Raw genomic sequence first — 16018 nt, 5'->3', positions numbered from 1 at the left:
TTAATAAGATATACGAAGAGTTTGCGAAAACTGGATTCAGCTTTCGACAAGGCACACGTATGGCTAACAAGCCATCGTTTTAGCTTATTTTAGGTGGTTGCCAAATGGAAGAGTAGCCTGAAGAATAGTAGGCTTCTTTGAAACCGAATTTTTGCTTTTTAATTTCAGCAAAAGGGTCAGCTGTTTTTAAATCTACTGGTATTGGTAAGCTTACAGAAGATGAAGAAGTGCTGCATCCACAAGAACTGTGCTTACAATTGCCGTCGCAGTCGTGACCATCTTTACATTTTTTACAGGACTTGTCCTTGCAACTGCTTTTATGTTCTGCTTTTGCAGATTGATCTTTTGAGCAGGACTTTTGCTCTGTCTTAGTTGTTTTTTTTGCACAAGCATAGCTTATGCTTGGCATTAGGAAAAAGCCCAAACATAGTAAGATGACAAAGCTGATATGTTTACTCAAATTTTTCAACACTACAAAATTATGAAATTATTTCTTTTAATTGCTATATTTTGCACTTTCGTGAACTGCAAACACAGAATTATAGATAAAATGTCTAAATCACTAGTCTGCATAGTCCTTTTTATGCTTATTAAAATAAATATACAGTGAATTACCTAAAGTGTTTGTTATAAGTTAAATAACTAAACAGGTATTAGGATAAGTAAATTATCTTTGTTTAATGGTTCTATTTTAAAACCTGCTTTCTGTACAGTTTCAATTTCCTGTTCTTGTGTAATTCCTTCTGATTTTACGGTAAGCACCTTGTCTTTAGTTGTATCTACTTCCCAATGTCATATACCATCGGCATTATCCAAATGAGGTTTTACAGATGCTACACATCCACCACAGTTAATATTTGTTTTGAATCGTAAGTCTTGATTATTCTTTTCCATTTTGTTTATTGAATAATTCATTTAAAGTTTAAAACTGCGTAATCGCAATGCATTTACGATTACCGATACAGAACTTAAAGACATTGCTAAAGCTGCAATCATTGGAGATAATAAAATTCCAAAAAACGGATATAAAATACCTGCTGCAATTGGAACACCAAGCACATTGTAGAAAAAGGCAAAGAATAAATTTTGCTTGATGTTTTTCATAACAGCATGGCTCAAATTTTTTGCTTTAACGATACCTAATAAATCGCCTTTTACTAAAGTTATTTTGGCACTTTCTATGGCTACATCGGTTCCAGTTCCCATAGCTATTCCGATATTGGCTTGTGCTAATGCCGGAGCATCATTTATACCATCACCAGCCATAGCTACAATTTTCCCTTCTGCTTGTAAACGTTTAATTTCGTTGAGTTTATCTTCGGGTAAGCATCCTGCTTTATAGGAAGATAAACCTAATTCATCCGCTACTGCTTTGGCTGTATTAACATTGTCACCAGTAAGCATAATTACTTCTACACCTTGAAGCATTAGTTCTTTTATCGCTGCTGCACTCGAAGTTTTTATCGCATCGGTAATTGAAACAAAACCAACTGTAACACCATCAACAGCAATGTAAGAAACCGTTTTACCAAGTTTTTGTTCTGCAATAATTTTGTTTTCTAAATCGTCAGAAATAGTTGCCTTAACCTGTTCCATTAGTTTTTTATTGCCTAATGCTACTTTTCTATTGGTAACCGTTCCTGTAACTCCTTTTCCTGTAACATTTTCAAAATCTTTGACTCCAATTAATGAAATAGATTTTGTTTTGGCATAATTGACTACTGCTTGTGCCAATGGATGTTCACTGTATTGGTTTAAGGAAGCTATATTTTGCAATAAATCATCCTCGTTATTAGTTGATGCGTAAATTTTTTCTACCGAAGGTTTTCCCTCTGTTAGCGTTCCTGTTTTATCTGTTATTAAAACATCCACCTTATTCATATTTTCTAAGGCTTCGGCATTTTTAATTAATACACCAGATTGTGCTCCTTTGCCCACACCCACCATCACAGACATCGGCGTGGCTAAACCTAAAGCACAAGGACAAGCTATGATTAAAACTGCAATGGCATTTATAAATCCATAAACCTTCGCTGGTTCTGGACCAAATAGTGCCCAAACAAAAAAAGTAATTACTGAAATGATTACTACAATGGGTACAAAATATTTAGAAATACTATCGGCTAATTTTTGAATGGGTGCTCTTGAACGAGAAGCATCGTTAACCATTTGTACAATTTGAGAAAGTAATGTTTCAGAACCTACTTTTTCGGCCATCATTACAAATGATTTGTTCCCGTTGATTGTTCCCGAAATTACATTATCGTCTTTCTTTTTGTCAACGGGAATTGGCTCTCCTGTAATCATTGCTTCATCAATACTGCCTTCACCATCGGTTATTTTTCCGTCAACTGGAATTTTATCTCCTGGTTTTACGCGTAATAAATCACCTTTCTTAATATCATGAATGGAAATCACTTTATCGCCCCCTTCACCAATCAAAGTAGCTTCGGTTGGCGCTAATTGTAATAACGCTTTTATAGCTCCACTGGTTTGGCTATGTGCTCTTGCTTCTAACAATTGTCCCAACAAGACCAGTGTAATGATTACTGTTGCCGCTTCAAAATAAAGATGAATGGTTCCGTGTTCGGTTTTAAATTCTTCGGGAAAAATATTCGGAAACAGCATTCCTACAATACTAAACAAAAATGCAACTCCAGTTCCTATTCCGATAAGGGTAAACATGTTTAGATTCCAAGTGATTATGGATTTCCAAGCTCGTACAAAAAACATCCAACCAGCATAGAAAATAACAGGAATTGAAAACAGAAATTGCACCCAGTTCCACATGTTACTGTCCATTATTTGAAATAACGGATTGTTATGCACCATTTCCATCATGGCAATAATGAAAATTGGCACCGTAAAGAGAGTTGCTATTTTCATTTTTTTAAGCAAATCCAGATAGGTTTTTTTTTCTTCGGAATCGCTTGGTTCCATGGGTACTAAATCCATTCCGCATATAGGACATGAACCCGGACTATCTTGAATAACTTCGGGATGCATTGGACAGGTGTACATCGTTTTCTTTACATCCAATTCTGCTTCTTTTACCAAATGCATTCCACAAACAGGGCAATCGCCAGCTTTATCATAGGTTTTATCGCCTTCACAATGCATTGGGCAATAGTATTTGCCTCTTATATTGCTAGTCACTTCGATTGTTTTTTTATCATCGTGAGAATGAGCGGAGCAGCAGGATTTTGCCACTGGTTCATTTGTCGTGGTATGTTGTGGGCTTTTGTTATTGCTCATTTCTATGGTATATTTTCCAACAGCGGTTAATGCTTCTTGCAATTGTGTAGTTGGAATGTGTTTATCCATTGTCAGGGTAGCTGAGTTTTCATCTTTTGAAACTTCAACATTTGTCACATTTTCAACCTTTAATAAAGCCAATTTCACCTTTGCTTCGCAACCTCCACAGGTCATACCTGTTACTTGATATTTGTGTACCATTTTGTTTGAGTTTTATTGTGATACAAAGTTCCATTTTGTTTCCATTTTTTCCTTGTGGAATTTTGGGAATGATTTGTAAGATTTATTTAGACCTTATCCAAAGGTTTTCTTTTATCCTCTCGTATTTGCTTGAAATAACTTGGGGTAAGTCCTGTTACCTTTTTGAATTGGTTGCTTAAATAGGCTACACTTGAGTAATTTAAACGCAAAGCAATTTCACTTAAAGACAGTTCATCATATACCAATAGTTCTTTCACCTTCTCTATTTTTTGGGCAATAAAATACTTTTCAATCGTAGTACCTTCTATTTCCGAAAACAGGTTGGATAAGTAATTATAATCGTGGTGCAGTTTACTGATTAGCACATCTGAAAGGTTGTTTTTGGTGTCGTTGTCTTGATGATGAACCAACTCTATGATTATATTTTTTATCTTTTCAATGATGCGGCTTTTTTTATCGTCAATTAGTTCAAACCCTAATGAGGTAAGTACTGCGTCAAAATTCTTCTTTTGTTCATCCGTCAATTCTTTGTCCAATGTTACCTCTCCAAGTTTGATGTTTTTTACATCCAACCTTAATTTATCCAATTCATTTTGCACTACCATAATACAGCGGTTGCAAACCATGTTTTTAATAAAGAGTGTCGTCATATTTATTACCTATTCATATTAAGCAGAATAGCCAAATTTACGATTTAAATTAAAGCATAAATATTATGTTGAATATTGTTTTTTATTCCTGCACCAAATGCTGTAAATCAGGATCATTCTTAATCCGCTCCAATTCCTTTTTAATAACCTGAACAATATCTTGTTTGATCTGTTTATAATTCGTTTCTATTTCCTGCTTCATTTTATCATCGCCGTGTTCATCAACAAAGGATAAGATTTGCGGTATCTCCTGATAAACTTTAGTTTCTGCGGCAACTTTTTCATTGTCCACAACAATTTCAGCGTGAAATATTTTTTGCTCGATACGTTCATCAAAGTTATCGGAGACAGCCCCCACAAACATACCTTGTGTTAGTGTTGAAATTTTGGAAGCTGGAATAAGACTATCTAATTGTGTGGAAATGGAAGTTGACGTATCATTTCGGTTGATTGATATACTTTGACGCTTTTGCAATACTTTCCCGAACCTTTCCGAAAGGCTCTTTGCAGTTTCGCCAACTACCTGACCCGAAAATATATTGCCCACAGTGTTTTGGATAACCTTTGCTTCTTTATCGCCATAATCCCTTATCAATTGCGAAAAATCCTGAAAGCCTAAACAAACTGCCACCTTATTACTTCGGGCAGTTGCAATAAGATTATCTAATCCACGAAAATAAATAGTGGGCAACTCATCAATAATAACAGAACTCTTTAATTGCCCTTTTTTATTAATGAGTTTAACAATCCTTGAATTATACAATCCCAAAGCTGCCGAATAAATATTTTGACGGTCGGGATTGTTTCCAACACAAAGGATTTTCGGTTCTTTGGGATTGTTGATGTCCAGTGAAAAATCATCGCCAGTCATTACCCAATACAATTGTGGCGAAATCATTCTTGATAAAGGAATTTTTGCTGATGCAATCTGCCCCTGTAATTGGTCTTGTGCACCACTTTGCCACGCATCCATAAACGGCGAAAGATAATTTTCCAGATCAGGATATGAAGTAAGGATAGTGAATACATCCGAATACTTCTTGTTCAGTAATTCAATGGCGTGTGGAAAGGTGCAGTATTTCCCATTATCATAGATTTTGAGATACCAGATAATTGCTGCTAACAAAATAATTGGGCTTTCCACAAAGAAATCGCCCTGCTTTTGTATCCAGCTTCGGTTGAGGTTCAGCATTATGGTATATGCTGCTTCGTAAGCATCAGAGATGTCCGTCATAAAATCTGGATTGAGTGGATTACATCGGTGGCTCTTTCTCGGGTCGTCAAAGTTGATGACGTAAAATTTGGGTTGAACTTTGTACTTATCGCCGTGTTTCAAAAGATGGTTATAAGCAATAGTAGAAAGGTCGTCAAACTTGAAATCGTAGATGTACATTGAGAACCCTTTCTCAATCTGTTGCTTGATATAGTTGTTTACGATAGCATACGATTTTCCGGAACCTGGCGTTCCTAAAACAATGGTTGCCCGAAAAGGATTGACGATGTTTATCCAGCCGTTATTCCATTTGTTTTTGTAATAAAATTTTGTGGGAAGATTGACCGAATATTCATTTTCCATCAATTTGGTTTCCTGCATAAAGCTTTCATTCTCCATATTGAAAACATCATCCATGAGATTGTTTTTCAGTAGTCTACTTATCCAAACACCAGCCATCATCAAGGCAATATAACCTAAGCCGATAGTCAGTATATAAAAGAATGGGCCTATGATCGGCGACAACTTTAACAGTGGCGTGTTCAGGAAGAACAGTGCAAATCCAACTCCTAAAGCCGCATAAATTTTCGACAAGGTTATCTTCTCATTCTTCACGCCTTTCGTACCCAGACAGCTTAAAGCCAGCAATACTGTGGCAAATACTTTAGTGTAAAGGGTATGTGAAAACAGTCCTGCTGTTCGTTGGAAATTTCCTAATATTTTATTGATCACTTCTAATGTCCAGCCACGTTCCATAAAGAAACCATAACAAAACCAATAAAGGTGCATCAGTACCAAAAGAATACTGACTGCCCGCATAAAAGCCATAATCTTGGCAAGCCCTCTTAAATCGTCTTCTCCCTGCATTATTTTTTAGTTTTAATGTTCGGGCGTGAATTTAAAGGCTCTATATAGTGGCTATACCGATGTGGCAGTATTTGGCGGATCGTGGCAGTATTTGGCTGGATTAGAAAACCGTTCAACCTCAAATTGCTTGGCTAATTGGCTAAAAACTGTTGTTGTAATGGTTTACTTAACGTTAAATCTACTGATCTAATTTTTTAAATATTTGAGGCATCGTCTGCCCATCTATAGCGCTCATATCAATCAACTTCAAAGATTTAACCATATTTGCGGTTTCCGTTTTGTAATGTTTGAAATGAGGTGTTTGCAAATGTGTTTTGTACGCTTCTTCGTCAGCATAGATTTCCAATATTCTTACTTGATTAGGATTTTCTTTATGAAACATAGGATAAATTGAAATAACTCCAGGCTCCAATCTCACAGAAGCTTCTGCTTCTTCCTTAAGTATCACTATATATTCATCAAGATAATTTGGTTCAATTTCTATTTCCGCAATCCTTATCATCATATTGTCTGATGTAAAGCTGTTCTGATTTTGTTGTTTCTGCCCACACGACAGACAAACCATACTAATCAGTAAAATTAGATATACACTTCTCTTAATTCCCATTTACTAACCTATTTATACTTCGAGGCTAATTTACATAAAAAGCCAAACTAATTGTAATACGGACTTCCTAAATCTCATTCAGAGTTTATTAAAAGCTCTTTTTACGCTGGAATTATTACTGACCTCTTTGGCGTTTTCTTTTCTTCTTCATTTTATTAGCAAAATCCAGTTCCTCATAATCTTCGCCCTGCGCTTCGGGCAATAAACCGCCTAATGCTTCAATCAAACCGTCTTCGTGTTTTTCATTAGTATTCAGGAAGTCGAACAAATGGTGTGGTTCTTCCGCAGGAATATCCGCATCATTTGATGTGGATATTTTTGGTGGTTGTACGGCAGGCTCGTTAATCTCTGGTTTGATATTATTGTTCCAATAATCATTAAAGGTATTTGCAGAAAGTTCCTTTCCTAATCGTGAACCGTTCCAAACCGTTTTAGAATTGTGGTCAATAAACGTTATTCCGTAAATACGCCCTGCATCATTTCTCCGTACCACTAAATTAATTCCTTGTTCTGCTAACTGTTTTTTAAAACCCAATTCATCCGAAGCTGATTTTAAAGCGATATTAATGGCTGATTTTAAAGTCTGTTTAGTTGGGTGGTCTTTTAAAGCCTCTTTGCTTTTTGCAAAATGCAATTCCAAAGCCGGTAGCCCTGCGTTCTTTCCGAATAAGGAAGCCTTGAACGGATGTCCAGCTCTTTCGCCTTTTTCATTTAATGGAATGTACAATAAACCCTGTTTTATTTTTCCATTTAATTTGCCTTCAACTTTTTCAGTAGTAATATTGAATAACGAAAGCAATGCGTTGTATTCGCCCAATGTCTGGTATTGGTAATAGTTCGGTAAATGCCGGACTACCGAAGCTATATGACTTTTTACATCACCTTTCTGGTAATTCACAGGGCTAAAAATCTTATCGTTCTGCTTGTGTTCCTTATCTGTTGGAGATACCAATCCGTGTAGCCTTTCGAGTTCTCGGCACACATTCATAGACCGCATTTTCTCAAATTTATCTGAAATCTTTTTGCCTTCTTCATTCACACAAACCGTAACAATATGTATGTGCGTTCTGTCGATATCAGTATGCTTGAACACGACAAAAGGCTGTTCGCCATAACCCATTTCACGCATATACTGCTCTGCCAACTCCCTAAATTTTTCATCACTAACATTATCTTTCGGGTCGGGATTGAGCGAAATATGCAACGTGTGTTTTTCGGTATTTCGATTTGCAATAAGATAAGGCGTAAAAGATTGGCTCAATTGTGCTACAGTATAATGCCCGCTTGGTGTTTCAATTATCTTATTGGCAAACAGAATTTGTCCGTTTTCCTTTTCCACTTTAAGATTATTGTATGCCAAAGCACCATATAAGTTACTGCTCCTTCCAATTTTTGCTATCATTTTTAGACCTGTTTTTTTAGATGATTTGCTTCAAATTCTTCGATTAGCTGAATGATTTTTTGGCATAACAATACCATTTCAATCGTCTGTTTTTCCAATTTATAGAGGTAGGCAGATCCTTTTTTCTCTGAAAAATTCTTGTACAATAGCTTTACAACTTGGTTATAATTTACACCGACCGAGCGAAATTGACTGTGAAACGAAGTCAATCGCATATAAAAATCAACTGTTCCTTTATCAATTTGAATGGTCTTTATCGTTTTTTCAAAGATGCAGGACGTTATAAAATGTGCCTTTACCAGCATTCCCGACTGGTCAAAGAGCGAAAGAAATCGGCTGTGCTCTTCTTCATTAAAGGAAATTGTATATCTAATCTTCGCCGGGTCTTCTTTAGGTCGGCGTCCGGTTTTTTTTAATTGTTTTCTGTTATTTTCGTTCATCACAAATCCTTTTATAATTTACACAAAACCCTGACTTCGGAAGGTGTTTTTTAGCCCCCGGCAGGGCAAGTTGTTTTGAGCATCCGAAATCGTTTCGAGATGCTCAAAACACAACTTGCCGTGTTCTGATGAACACAAAAATCCGCCCTGCGGGACGGATTAAATGTAGCAGGGAAAATCGGTCCGATGCCGTTCTGCTTCGTGTCCATTTTATCAAGATGCTTTGCATAAATCCGTTAGTAAAATTCATTTTACAAAGTAACCAACTGTTGATAAGAGTATTGCAATGTGAAACTAGGACAAACTCTGCCTTTGGAAGCCAAACACTACCACGATAATGTAAACACCTATTTATCTGCATTTATTTGTACTTACAAACACATATAGGGACGTAGTTAGCTATGCAGGTAACAACGTAAGTACTTAATTACCGACGTAAATAAATACAAATGTGCAGATGTAAAAAAGCACCTATTGAAATACTTGAATATGCAATTGTGTACGCAAAAAAGCAGGTACATAAATAACTAATTATGGTTGTACAAATCTATTTGCCTACAGCCATAAAAATGTATTCAAGTACATAAATAGCCTAGTGCGTAATTACCTGCTTATTTCTATAATTCTGTATAGAGCTACAAACCTATATGCGCACCTAAGTAATTGAGGATATAAATTTTAAAAACAGTTGAAATATGAATGCAAAACACAAAACAGTATTTATCGCCTTTTCATCTCAAAAAGGCGGTGTGGGAAAAAGTACATTTACAACATTGGTTGCAAGTACGATGCACTATCGGTTGGGCTATAATGTAGCCGTATTTGATGCCGATTTTCCTCAGCACAGCCTGATGAAAATGAAGGCTCGTGATTTGGCGATGGTAATGGAAAACGAAGTTTTAAAAAAGCTGGCTTACAAACAATTTACCACCATCAACAAAAAAGCCTATCCGATTATGCAATCCAAAGCTGATAGCGTGTTGGAAACCGCTCACGAATTTTTAAGTAGTTCTTCAGTACCTATTGATGTGGTCTTTTTTGACCTGCCCGGAACGGTTAACACGCCCGGTATTTTGAATGCACTGGCAGGAATGAACCACATTTTTACACCTATCACGGCAGACCGAGTGGTAATGGAAAGCACACTGATTTTTACACAACTTTTGCAGGATGTGATTATGAAAAAAGGCGAAACTTCCATAGAAACCATCAACCTGTTTTGGAACCAGGTTGATGGCAGGGAAAGTACACCTTTATATGAGGTTTATAACCAACTCATCGACCAATTAGGATTAAGCCTGATGCAGAGCCAAATCAAAAACAGCACCCGTTTTCGCAAAGAAAGTGAAGTAAACAGCAAAGCAGTTTTCCGCTCTACGGTAATGCCACCTGATGAACGCTTGATGAAAGCCTGCCAGTTAGATCAATTTGTAAATGAATTTTTAAAAATCATTCAATTATAGTCTAATGGAAAAAGAAAATAAGAAAAAAAACACGCCCGATATTAACGAGGAACTGATGATGAGCCTAATGGTAGATGGCGTAAAAAAAGAGGGATTACAGTTACCCACAGAACAAACTGTTGAAGCCCTCGAAAAGGAATATGTTCAGCCCGAAAAATTACCATTGGAGAAACCTGCTGTGAAGGAAAAGACCAAAATTAAAAAAACAAACGGAACAGATTACGAAAGCCTCTTTTTCAAAAGAACAGACACGAATGCCCGAGATGGAAAAACGGTATATATCCGACCAGATTTTCACGAAAAATTGTCACGTATTGTACAAGTAATAGGTGAAGACAAAATATCCATTTACGGTTATTTAGACAATTTACTGGACTACCATTTTCAGGAATTTGGCGAGCAGATTACCAAGAGTTTTAATGATAAATACAAACCCATTTTATAAGTTATGGAAATAGTAATTGTGATATGCCTGCTGATTGTGATTGCCCTGCTTGTGCAGGACAAGATTGTAATCAAAAAAAGTTCAGAAAGAAAACCGATACAGGAAAAAAGCAACCCTAAACTGCCCGATATTATGGGGCAACCTAGACCTAAGAAAAGCCTTTCGGTGCCAAACAATGCCACCGAAAGCCAAGTTGAAGAACTGGAAATAAATCCTGATAATTTTGACATAGAATACGACGAAAATGAAAACGTCGGCATTCAAATTCCGCAGGAAGAGCTGGACGAAGTTTTCAGTAATATGCCTGATTTTGACGAAGAGGAGGAAGAATGGAACAGGTACGAATTATCCGATGGCGATAACGGTTTTGCCCAAGGGGTTACCTTTGAAGAACTAAACTCCGTGGGGATACTGCTTCAAAAAGAAAAACTGGAGCAATCTCAAAAGGAAACAGCGATAGCTATAGTTCAGAAAATAGAGGGAACCGAATTATTCAGCCTTTTGGAAAGTTCTATGGAAGGCGCTTCTCGTAAAATAGCAGAGCTATTGGACAGTAGCCTTTCTTCTGAAACGGAAGCCGGTTCTTCCACTTTGCGGAAAAATGATTTGAGAGATTTTGATATTGGGGAGTTTGTATAGACTTCCCAATGTTTTTATAGTGCTTTATCTAATCGTTTATGGATATATGATATGGTATTTAAAATGTCAAGAGCCTCTTCTTCAGTAATCTCAAATTTAATTTTAGGTTGATGTGCAGTAGGATTTCTAATTAAGCCAAAAACACCCTTAATTAGATTACATAATCCTATGTGTTCGCTTCTATCCGTATCGGTCAATAAATTATTGATTTTAATTAAAGGATTGGTTGTTGAAAATGCGGTTTCTACCAAAGCATTGCCGTCAGCATACAATCCAGTCAACTTTCTTAAACGGTCGGCAACACTTTTAGTTGCTTCAAAAACAGAATGAAAATAATTTTCAAACAATAATTCAGCTTTACAATATTCAAAAACAGCCGTATGAACGTTTCTATTTTCTAATTTATGTTTCAAGCGACTAGCTCTTTGTTCAGCATCGGCTATTGTAGTTGCTTTTGCCACTAATCTAAATTTTCCTTCCTCTGTAAGTTCAGTACCTATAAACGACAACCGCTTATTTACTTCCAATCTACGGTTATGAAAAACTTCCTCTTTCCCAATATAACGTACTGGTTGTAAAGCATCTTGTACAAATCTTAATATGTGATTTGAACATTGATGCTGATTTTGCCACTCAGCAAATGCTGAATATAATCTTCTCCATTTTGTGTTTTGGGGGTCTATATCTGGAATATTAGAATTTAAAAGAATTTGTCCAATTTCTGTACCCGTTAAGCCATCTGCCGTATCACCAATTGTTCTGCATAACCCTTCCAATATGTGAGCTTCAAACACGGGATGTTTAATACTTGCCATTCTAATTTTTTCTTTATTAATGCTATTAAATACTTCTAAATAGAATTAGCAAGATACGCTAATATATTGTTTTTTGAGCCTTCAACCGCCACTCACCGCCAAGTAATTCCACTCACTGCCACATTATTATAAGGCCTCTTTTTCTATAACACCTTTGTCACGAAAGCCCGCAAGGTGTGGGAAAGAATAACAATTTAATGTATTTCAATTATGAAAAAACAGAGAAAAAAAGCTTTGCTGGCAGCCGTGGCTATGCTGTCGGGAATTGGTGCCTTCGCCCAAGGAAATGGTACAGCCGGTATCAACGAAGCAACTCAAATGGTAACGTCTTATTTCGACCCTGCCACACAACTCATCTACGCCATTGGTGCCGTAGTAGGTCTCATCGGAGGTGTTAAAGTGTACAACAAGTTCAGTTCGGGTGATCCTGATACAAGCAAAACGGCGGCTTCGTGGTTCGGTGCGTGTATTTTCCTCATCGTAGCGGCAACCGTCCTTCGTTCATTCTTCCTTTAATCCCCTGCCTTATGAGTAATTATAACATCAATAAGGGTATTGGAAGAACGGTGGAATTTAAAGGGTTGAAAGCACAATACTTGTTCATTTTCGCAGGTGGATTGCTCGGCACCCTAATCCTCGTGATGATATTATATATGATCGGGGTTAATTCTTATATCTGTCTTTTTCTTGGAGCAGGTGGTGCTTCGCTGATTGTGTGGCAAACCTTCTCACTGAACAGAAAATATGGCGAACACGGATTAATGAAAATAGCGGCTAATAAACGGCATCCTCGCTACATCATTTGTCGCAAGCCTGTACATCGTTATTTAAAATTTACCACTAAACCTAATGTACGATGATAAATACAGCAAAATCAACAACACTGGAAAGCAAGTTTCCATTATTGGCGGTAGAGAACAATTGTATTCTGTCAAAAGATGCGGACATTACTGCCTGCTTTGAAGTACATCTGCCGGAGCTGTTTACCGTGGCTTCTGCTGAATATGAAGCTATCCATTCCGCTTGGCATAAGGCTATCAAAACCTTGCCAGATTTCACGATAGTCCATAAACAGGATTGGTACATCAAAGAAAATTATGCACCCGATTTGGCAAAAGATGACCAAAGTTTTCTAGCAAAATCCTACCAACGCCATTTCAATGAACGTCCTTTTCTGAACCATTATTGTTATCTGTTCCTAACTAAAACGAGCAAAGAGCGTATGCGAATGCAGAGTAATTTCAGTTCGCTTTGCAGAGGAACACTGATACCGAAGGAAATCAGGGATAAGGAAGTGATACATCGCTTTATGGAAGCCATAGCACAATTTGAACGTATCGTAAACGATAGCGGGTTTATCAAACTGCAACGGTTGACCGAAGACGAAATCATCGGTACAGATGGAAAGCAGGGATTATTGGAGCAATACCTAACATTATCAAGAGAAGTTGGAACACCGATGCAAGACATTGCATTGGGTGGCGAAGAAATTCGTATTGGTAACAAAAGATTGTGTCTGCACACTTTATCCGATACCGACGATTTGCCCGGAACAGTATCTGCTGATACCCGTTTTGAAAAACTATCTACCGACCGAAGCGACTGCCGTTTGTCGTTTGCTGCACCTGTGGGATTGCTGTTAAGCTGTAATCATATTTACAACCAGTATTTGTTTTTGGATAACAGCGAAGCCAACCTACAAAAGTTTGAAAAGTCTGCAAGAAATATGCATTCGTTGGCTCGCTACAGTCGGGCAAATCAAATCAACAAAGAGTGGATAGAAAAATACCTGAATGAAGCACACAGTTTCGGGTTGTCTTCTATTCGGGCACACTTCAACATTATGGCTTGGTCGGATGATCCAGCAGAACTCAAGCAACTAAAGAATGATTGCGGTAGTGCGTTGGCATTAATGGAGTGTAAGCCTCGCCACAACACTACAGATGTAGCAACACTATATTGGGCAGGAATGCCGGGTAATGCAGGCGATTTTCCGAGTGAGGAAAGTTTTTACACGTTCATTGAACCTGCTTTGTGTTTTTTTACAGAAGAAACCAATTACGACAATTCGCCATCGCCATTTGGCATTAAGATGGCTGACCGATTGACCGGAAAGCCTATTCATTTGGATATATCGGATTTACCGATGAAACGGGGTATCATCACGAACCGGAACAAGTTTATACTGGGTCCTTCGGGAAGTGGAAAATCGTTTTTCACTAACCATATGGTTCGCCAATATTATGAGCAAGGTGCTCACGTTTTGTTGGTTGATACTGGCAATTCTTATCAGGGTTTATGCGAACTCATCAAAGGCAAAACCAAAGGCGAAGACGGCGTTTACTTTACTTATACCGAAGATAATCCTATTGCCTTTAATCCTTTCTACACCGATGATGGTGTGTTTGACATTGAAAAAAGAGAAAGTGTTAAAACCTTAATACTTACCCTTTGGAAACGTGATGATGAACCACCGACCCGTTCGGAAGAAGTTGCATTATCAAATGCCGTAAGCGGTTACATCGAACGCATTAAACAAGATGATATTTTTCCATCCTTCAATGGTTTCTATGAATATGTGAAAGGCGATTATCGTAAGGTATTGGAAGAAAAACAAGTAAGGGAAAAAGACTTTGACATTGCCAATTTTCTCAATGTTTTGGAACCTTATTACAAAGGTGGCGAATATGATTATCTGTTGAATTCTGATAAACAATTAGACCTGCTTTCCAAACGCTTTATTGTGTTTGAGATTGATGCCATCAAAGACCATAAAATCCTCTTTCCAATTGTGACCATCATCATTATGGAAGTCTTCATCAACAAAATGAGAAGGCTAAAAGGTATCCGAAAACTCATCCTGATTGAAGAAGCCTGGAAAGCCATCGCCAAAGAAGGAATGGCTGAATACATCAAGTATTTATTCAAAACGGTAAGGAAGTTTTTTGGCGAAGCCATTGTCGTAACACAAGAAGTGGACGATATCATCCAATCGCCCATTGTAAAGGAAAGTATCATAAACAACAGCGATTGTAAAATCCTGCTCGACCAGCGAAAGTATATGAACAAGTTCGATGATATACAGGCAATGCTAGGACTTACAGATAAGGAAAAAGCGCAAGTACTTTCTATCAATATGAACAACGACCCATCACGACTTTACAAGGAAGTATGGATTGGCTTGGGTGGAACACACTCTGCGGTATATGCCACAGAAGTTAGTTTGGAGGAATATCTCGCATACACCACCGAAGAAACCGAAAAACTGGAAGTGATGCAACTCGCATCTGAACTGGATGGCAATGTAGAACTCGCCATTAAGCACATCGCTATGCAACGGCGTGATAGTGCAAATCAATAATTCATTAACAATTTAAAATTTAAGAAAATGAAAAAAATCATTTTTATGGTGTGTATGGCATTAACGCTTGCCGTAGCACCGTCCGCAAAAGCACAATTCGTGGTTACAGATCCTGCAAATCTGGCTTCAGGCATCCTCAATAGTGCGAACGAAATTATACAGACTTCTTCCACTGTAAGCAATGTGGTTAAGAATTTTAAGGAAGTGGAAAAAGTGTATAAGCAAGGCAAAGAGTATTACGACAAACTACAGGCTATAAACAACCTTGTAAAAGATGCTCGTAAAGTGCAACAGACTGCTTTGTTGGTAGGTGATGTTTCGGAAATGTATGTGCAGAATTTTGGCAAGATGATGAACGATCCAAATTTTTCGCCACAGGAATTGGTAGCCATCGGCAACGGTTATTCTTCATTGCTAAATGAAAGTACGGAACTGCTAAAGGAATTGAAGCAGATTATAACCTCGTCCAGCCTTTCGCTAAATGACAAAGAGCGTATGGATGTTATCGACCGTGTGTACAAAGAGGTAAAGGATTATCACAGTCTTGTTCGCTATTACACCAACAAGAACATATCTGTAAGCTACCTGAGAGCGAAAAAGAAAAACGATGCCAAACGAGTGCTTGACTTGTATGGAACTTCTAACCAAAAATACTGGTAA

At 37.5% G+C, this 16018-nt stretch carries 15 protein-coding genes; 7 read left to right on the top strand and 8 right to left on the bottom strand.

Going from position 1 to position 16018, the window contains the following annotated elements; translation table 11 throughout:
• Positions 1–79 precede the first annotated feature (79 nt).
• The 7 genes from E0F98_RS16115 to mobA all read right to left on the bottom strand — a co-directional run bounded on the left by E0F98_RS16115 (position 80) and on the right by mobA (position 8635).
• Positions 80–409, bottom strand: coding sequence for a hypothetical protein (locus E0F98_RS16115; protein ID WP_207917086.1), 330 nt, complete (start codon positions 407–409; stop codon positions 80–82).
• A 506-nt stretch (positions 410–915) separates the two neighbouring features.
• Positions 916–3456: a heavy metal translocating P-type ATPase gene (locus E0F98_RS06645; protein WP_132109828.1), complete on the bottom strand. Its 2541-nt coding sequence runs from the start codon at positions 3454–3456 to the stop codon at positions 916–918.
• A gap of 86 nt (positions 3457–3542) precedes the next feature.
• Positions 3543–4106, bottom strand: a complete 564-nt coding sequence (locus tag E0F98_RS06640; RefSeq protein WP_092908323.1) for a helix-turn-helix domain-containing protein — start codon at positions 4104–4106, stop codon at positions 3543–3545.
• An 82-nt stretch (positions 4107–4188) separates the two neighbouring features.
• Entirely contained in the window at positions 4189–6186 is a 1998-nt protein-coding gene (mobC, locus tag E0F98_RS06635) for a conjugal transfer protein MobC (protein WP_132109827.1), read from the bottom strand.
• A gap of 178 nt (positions 6187–6364) precedes the next feature.
• Positions 6365–6793, bottom strand: a complete 429-nt coding sequence (locus E0F98_RS06630) for a putative quinol monooxygenase (RefSeq protein ID WP_165929290.1) — start codon at positions 6791–6793, stop codon at positions 6365–6367.
• A 115-nt stretch (positions 6794–6908) separates the two neighbouring features.
• Positions 6909–8195 (bottom strand): conjugal transfer protein MobB, encoded by a 1287-nt coding sequence (gene mobB, locus E0F98_RS06625; protein ID WP_132109826.1) that lies wholly within the window; start codon positions 8193–8195, stop codon positions 6909–6911.
• A 2-nt stretch (positions 8196–8197) separates the two neighbouring features.
• Positions 8198–8635 carry a conjugal transfer protein MobA gene (gene mobA, locus E0F98_RS06620; protein WP_074590682.1) on the bottom strand — a complete coding sequence of 146 codons (438 nt, stop codon included), beginning with the start codon at positions 8633–8635 and terminating at the stop codon, positions 8198–8200.
• 695 nt (positions 8636–9330) lie between these two features.
• Here mobA and E0F98_RS06615 point away from each other — a divergent pair.
• The 3 genes from E0F98_RS06615 to E0F98_RS06605 are packed head-to-tail and all read left to right on the top strand — an operon-like array spanning position 9331 to position 11182.
• Complete coding sequence (locus E0F98_RS06615) at positions 9331–10098, top strand: ParA family protein (protein WP_132109825.1); 768 nt, start codon at positions 9331–9333, stop codon at positions 10096–10098.
• A 4-nt stretch (positions 10099–10102) separates the two neighbouring features.
• Complete coding sequence (locus E0F98_RS06610; protein ID WP_132109824.1) at positions 10103–10543, top strand: DUF3408 domain-containing protein; 441 nt, start codon at positions 10103–10105, stop codon at positions 10541–10543.
• Between the two features lie 3 nt (positions 10544–10546).
• Positions 10547–11182 carry a conjugal transfer protein TraD gene (locus tag E0F98_RS06605; protein WP_132109823.1) on the top strand — a complete coding sequence of 212 codons (636 nt, stop codon included), beginning with the start codon at positions 10547–10549 and terminating at the stop codon, positions 11180–11182.
• A gap of 14 nt (positions 11183–11196) precedes the next feature.
• Here the strand turns inward: E0F98_RS06605 and E0F98_RS06600 are convergent, their stop codons facing one another.
• On the bottom strand, positions 11197–11997 hold the full coding sequence (locus tag E0F98_RS06600) for a TIGR02391 family protein (RefSeq protein WP_132109822.1): 801 nt from the start codon (positions 11995–11997) through the stop codon (positions 11197–11199).
• Between the two features lie 210 nt (positions 11998–12207).
• On the opposite strand from E0F98_RS06600, the gene E0F98_RS06595 reads away from it, so the two are divergent.
• The 4 genes from E0F98_RS06595 to E0F98_RS06580 are packed head-to-tail and all read left to right on the top strand — an operon-like array spanning position 12208 to position 16018.
• On the top strand, positions 12208–12513 hold the full coding sequence (locus tag E0F98_RS06595) for a DUF4134 domain-containing protein (RefSeq protein ID WP_074590696.1): 306 nt from the start codon (positions 12208–12210) through the stop codon (positions 12511–12513).
• A gap of 11 nt (positions 12514–12524) precedes the next feature.
• A complete protein-coding gene (locus tag E0F98_RS06590) occupies positions 12525–12857 on the top strand; it encodes a DUF4133 domain-containing protein (RefSeq protein WP_132109821.1) in 333 nt (110 codons plus the stop codon).
• Positions 12854–15358, top strand: coding sequence for a TraG family conjugative transposon ATPase (locus tag E0F98_RS06585; protein WP_132109820.1), 2505 nt, complete (start codon positions 12854–12856; stop codon positions 15356–15358). The genes E0F98_RS06590 and E0F98_RS06585 overlap by 4 nt, the downstream gene beginning before the upstream one ends.
• A gap of 27 nt (positions 15359–15385) precedes the next feature.
• Positions 15386–16018, top strand: coding sequence for a DUF4141 domain-containing protein (locus tag E0F98_RS06580; protein ID WP_132109819.1), 633 nt, complete (start codon positions 15386–15388; stop codon positions 16016–16018).

The organism is Flavobacterium hiemivividum (assembly GCF_004349145.1).
Classification (GTDB): Bacteria; Bacteroidota; Bacteroidia; order Flavobacteriales; family Flavobacteriaceae; genus Flavobacterium; species Flavobacterium hiemivividum.
This window is presented reverse-complemented; position numbering and strand designations above follow the sequence as displayed.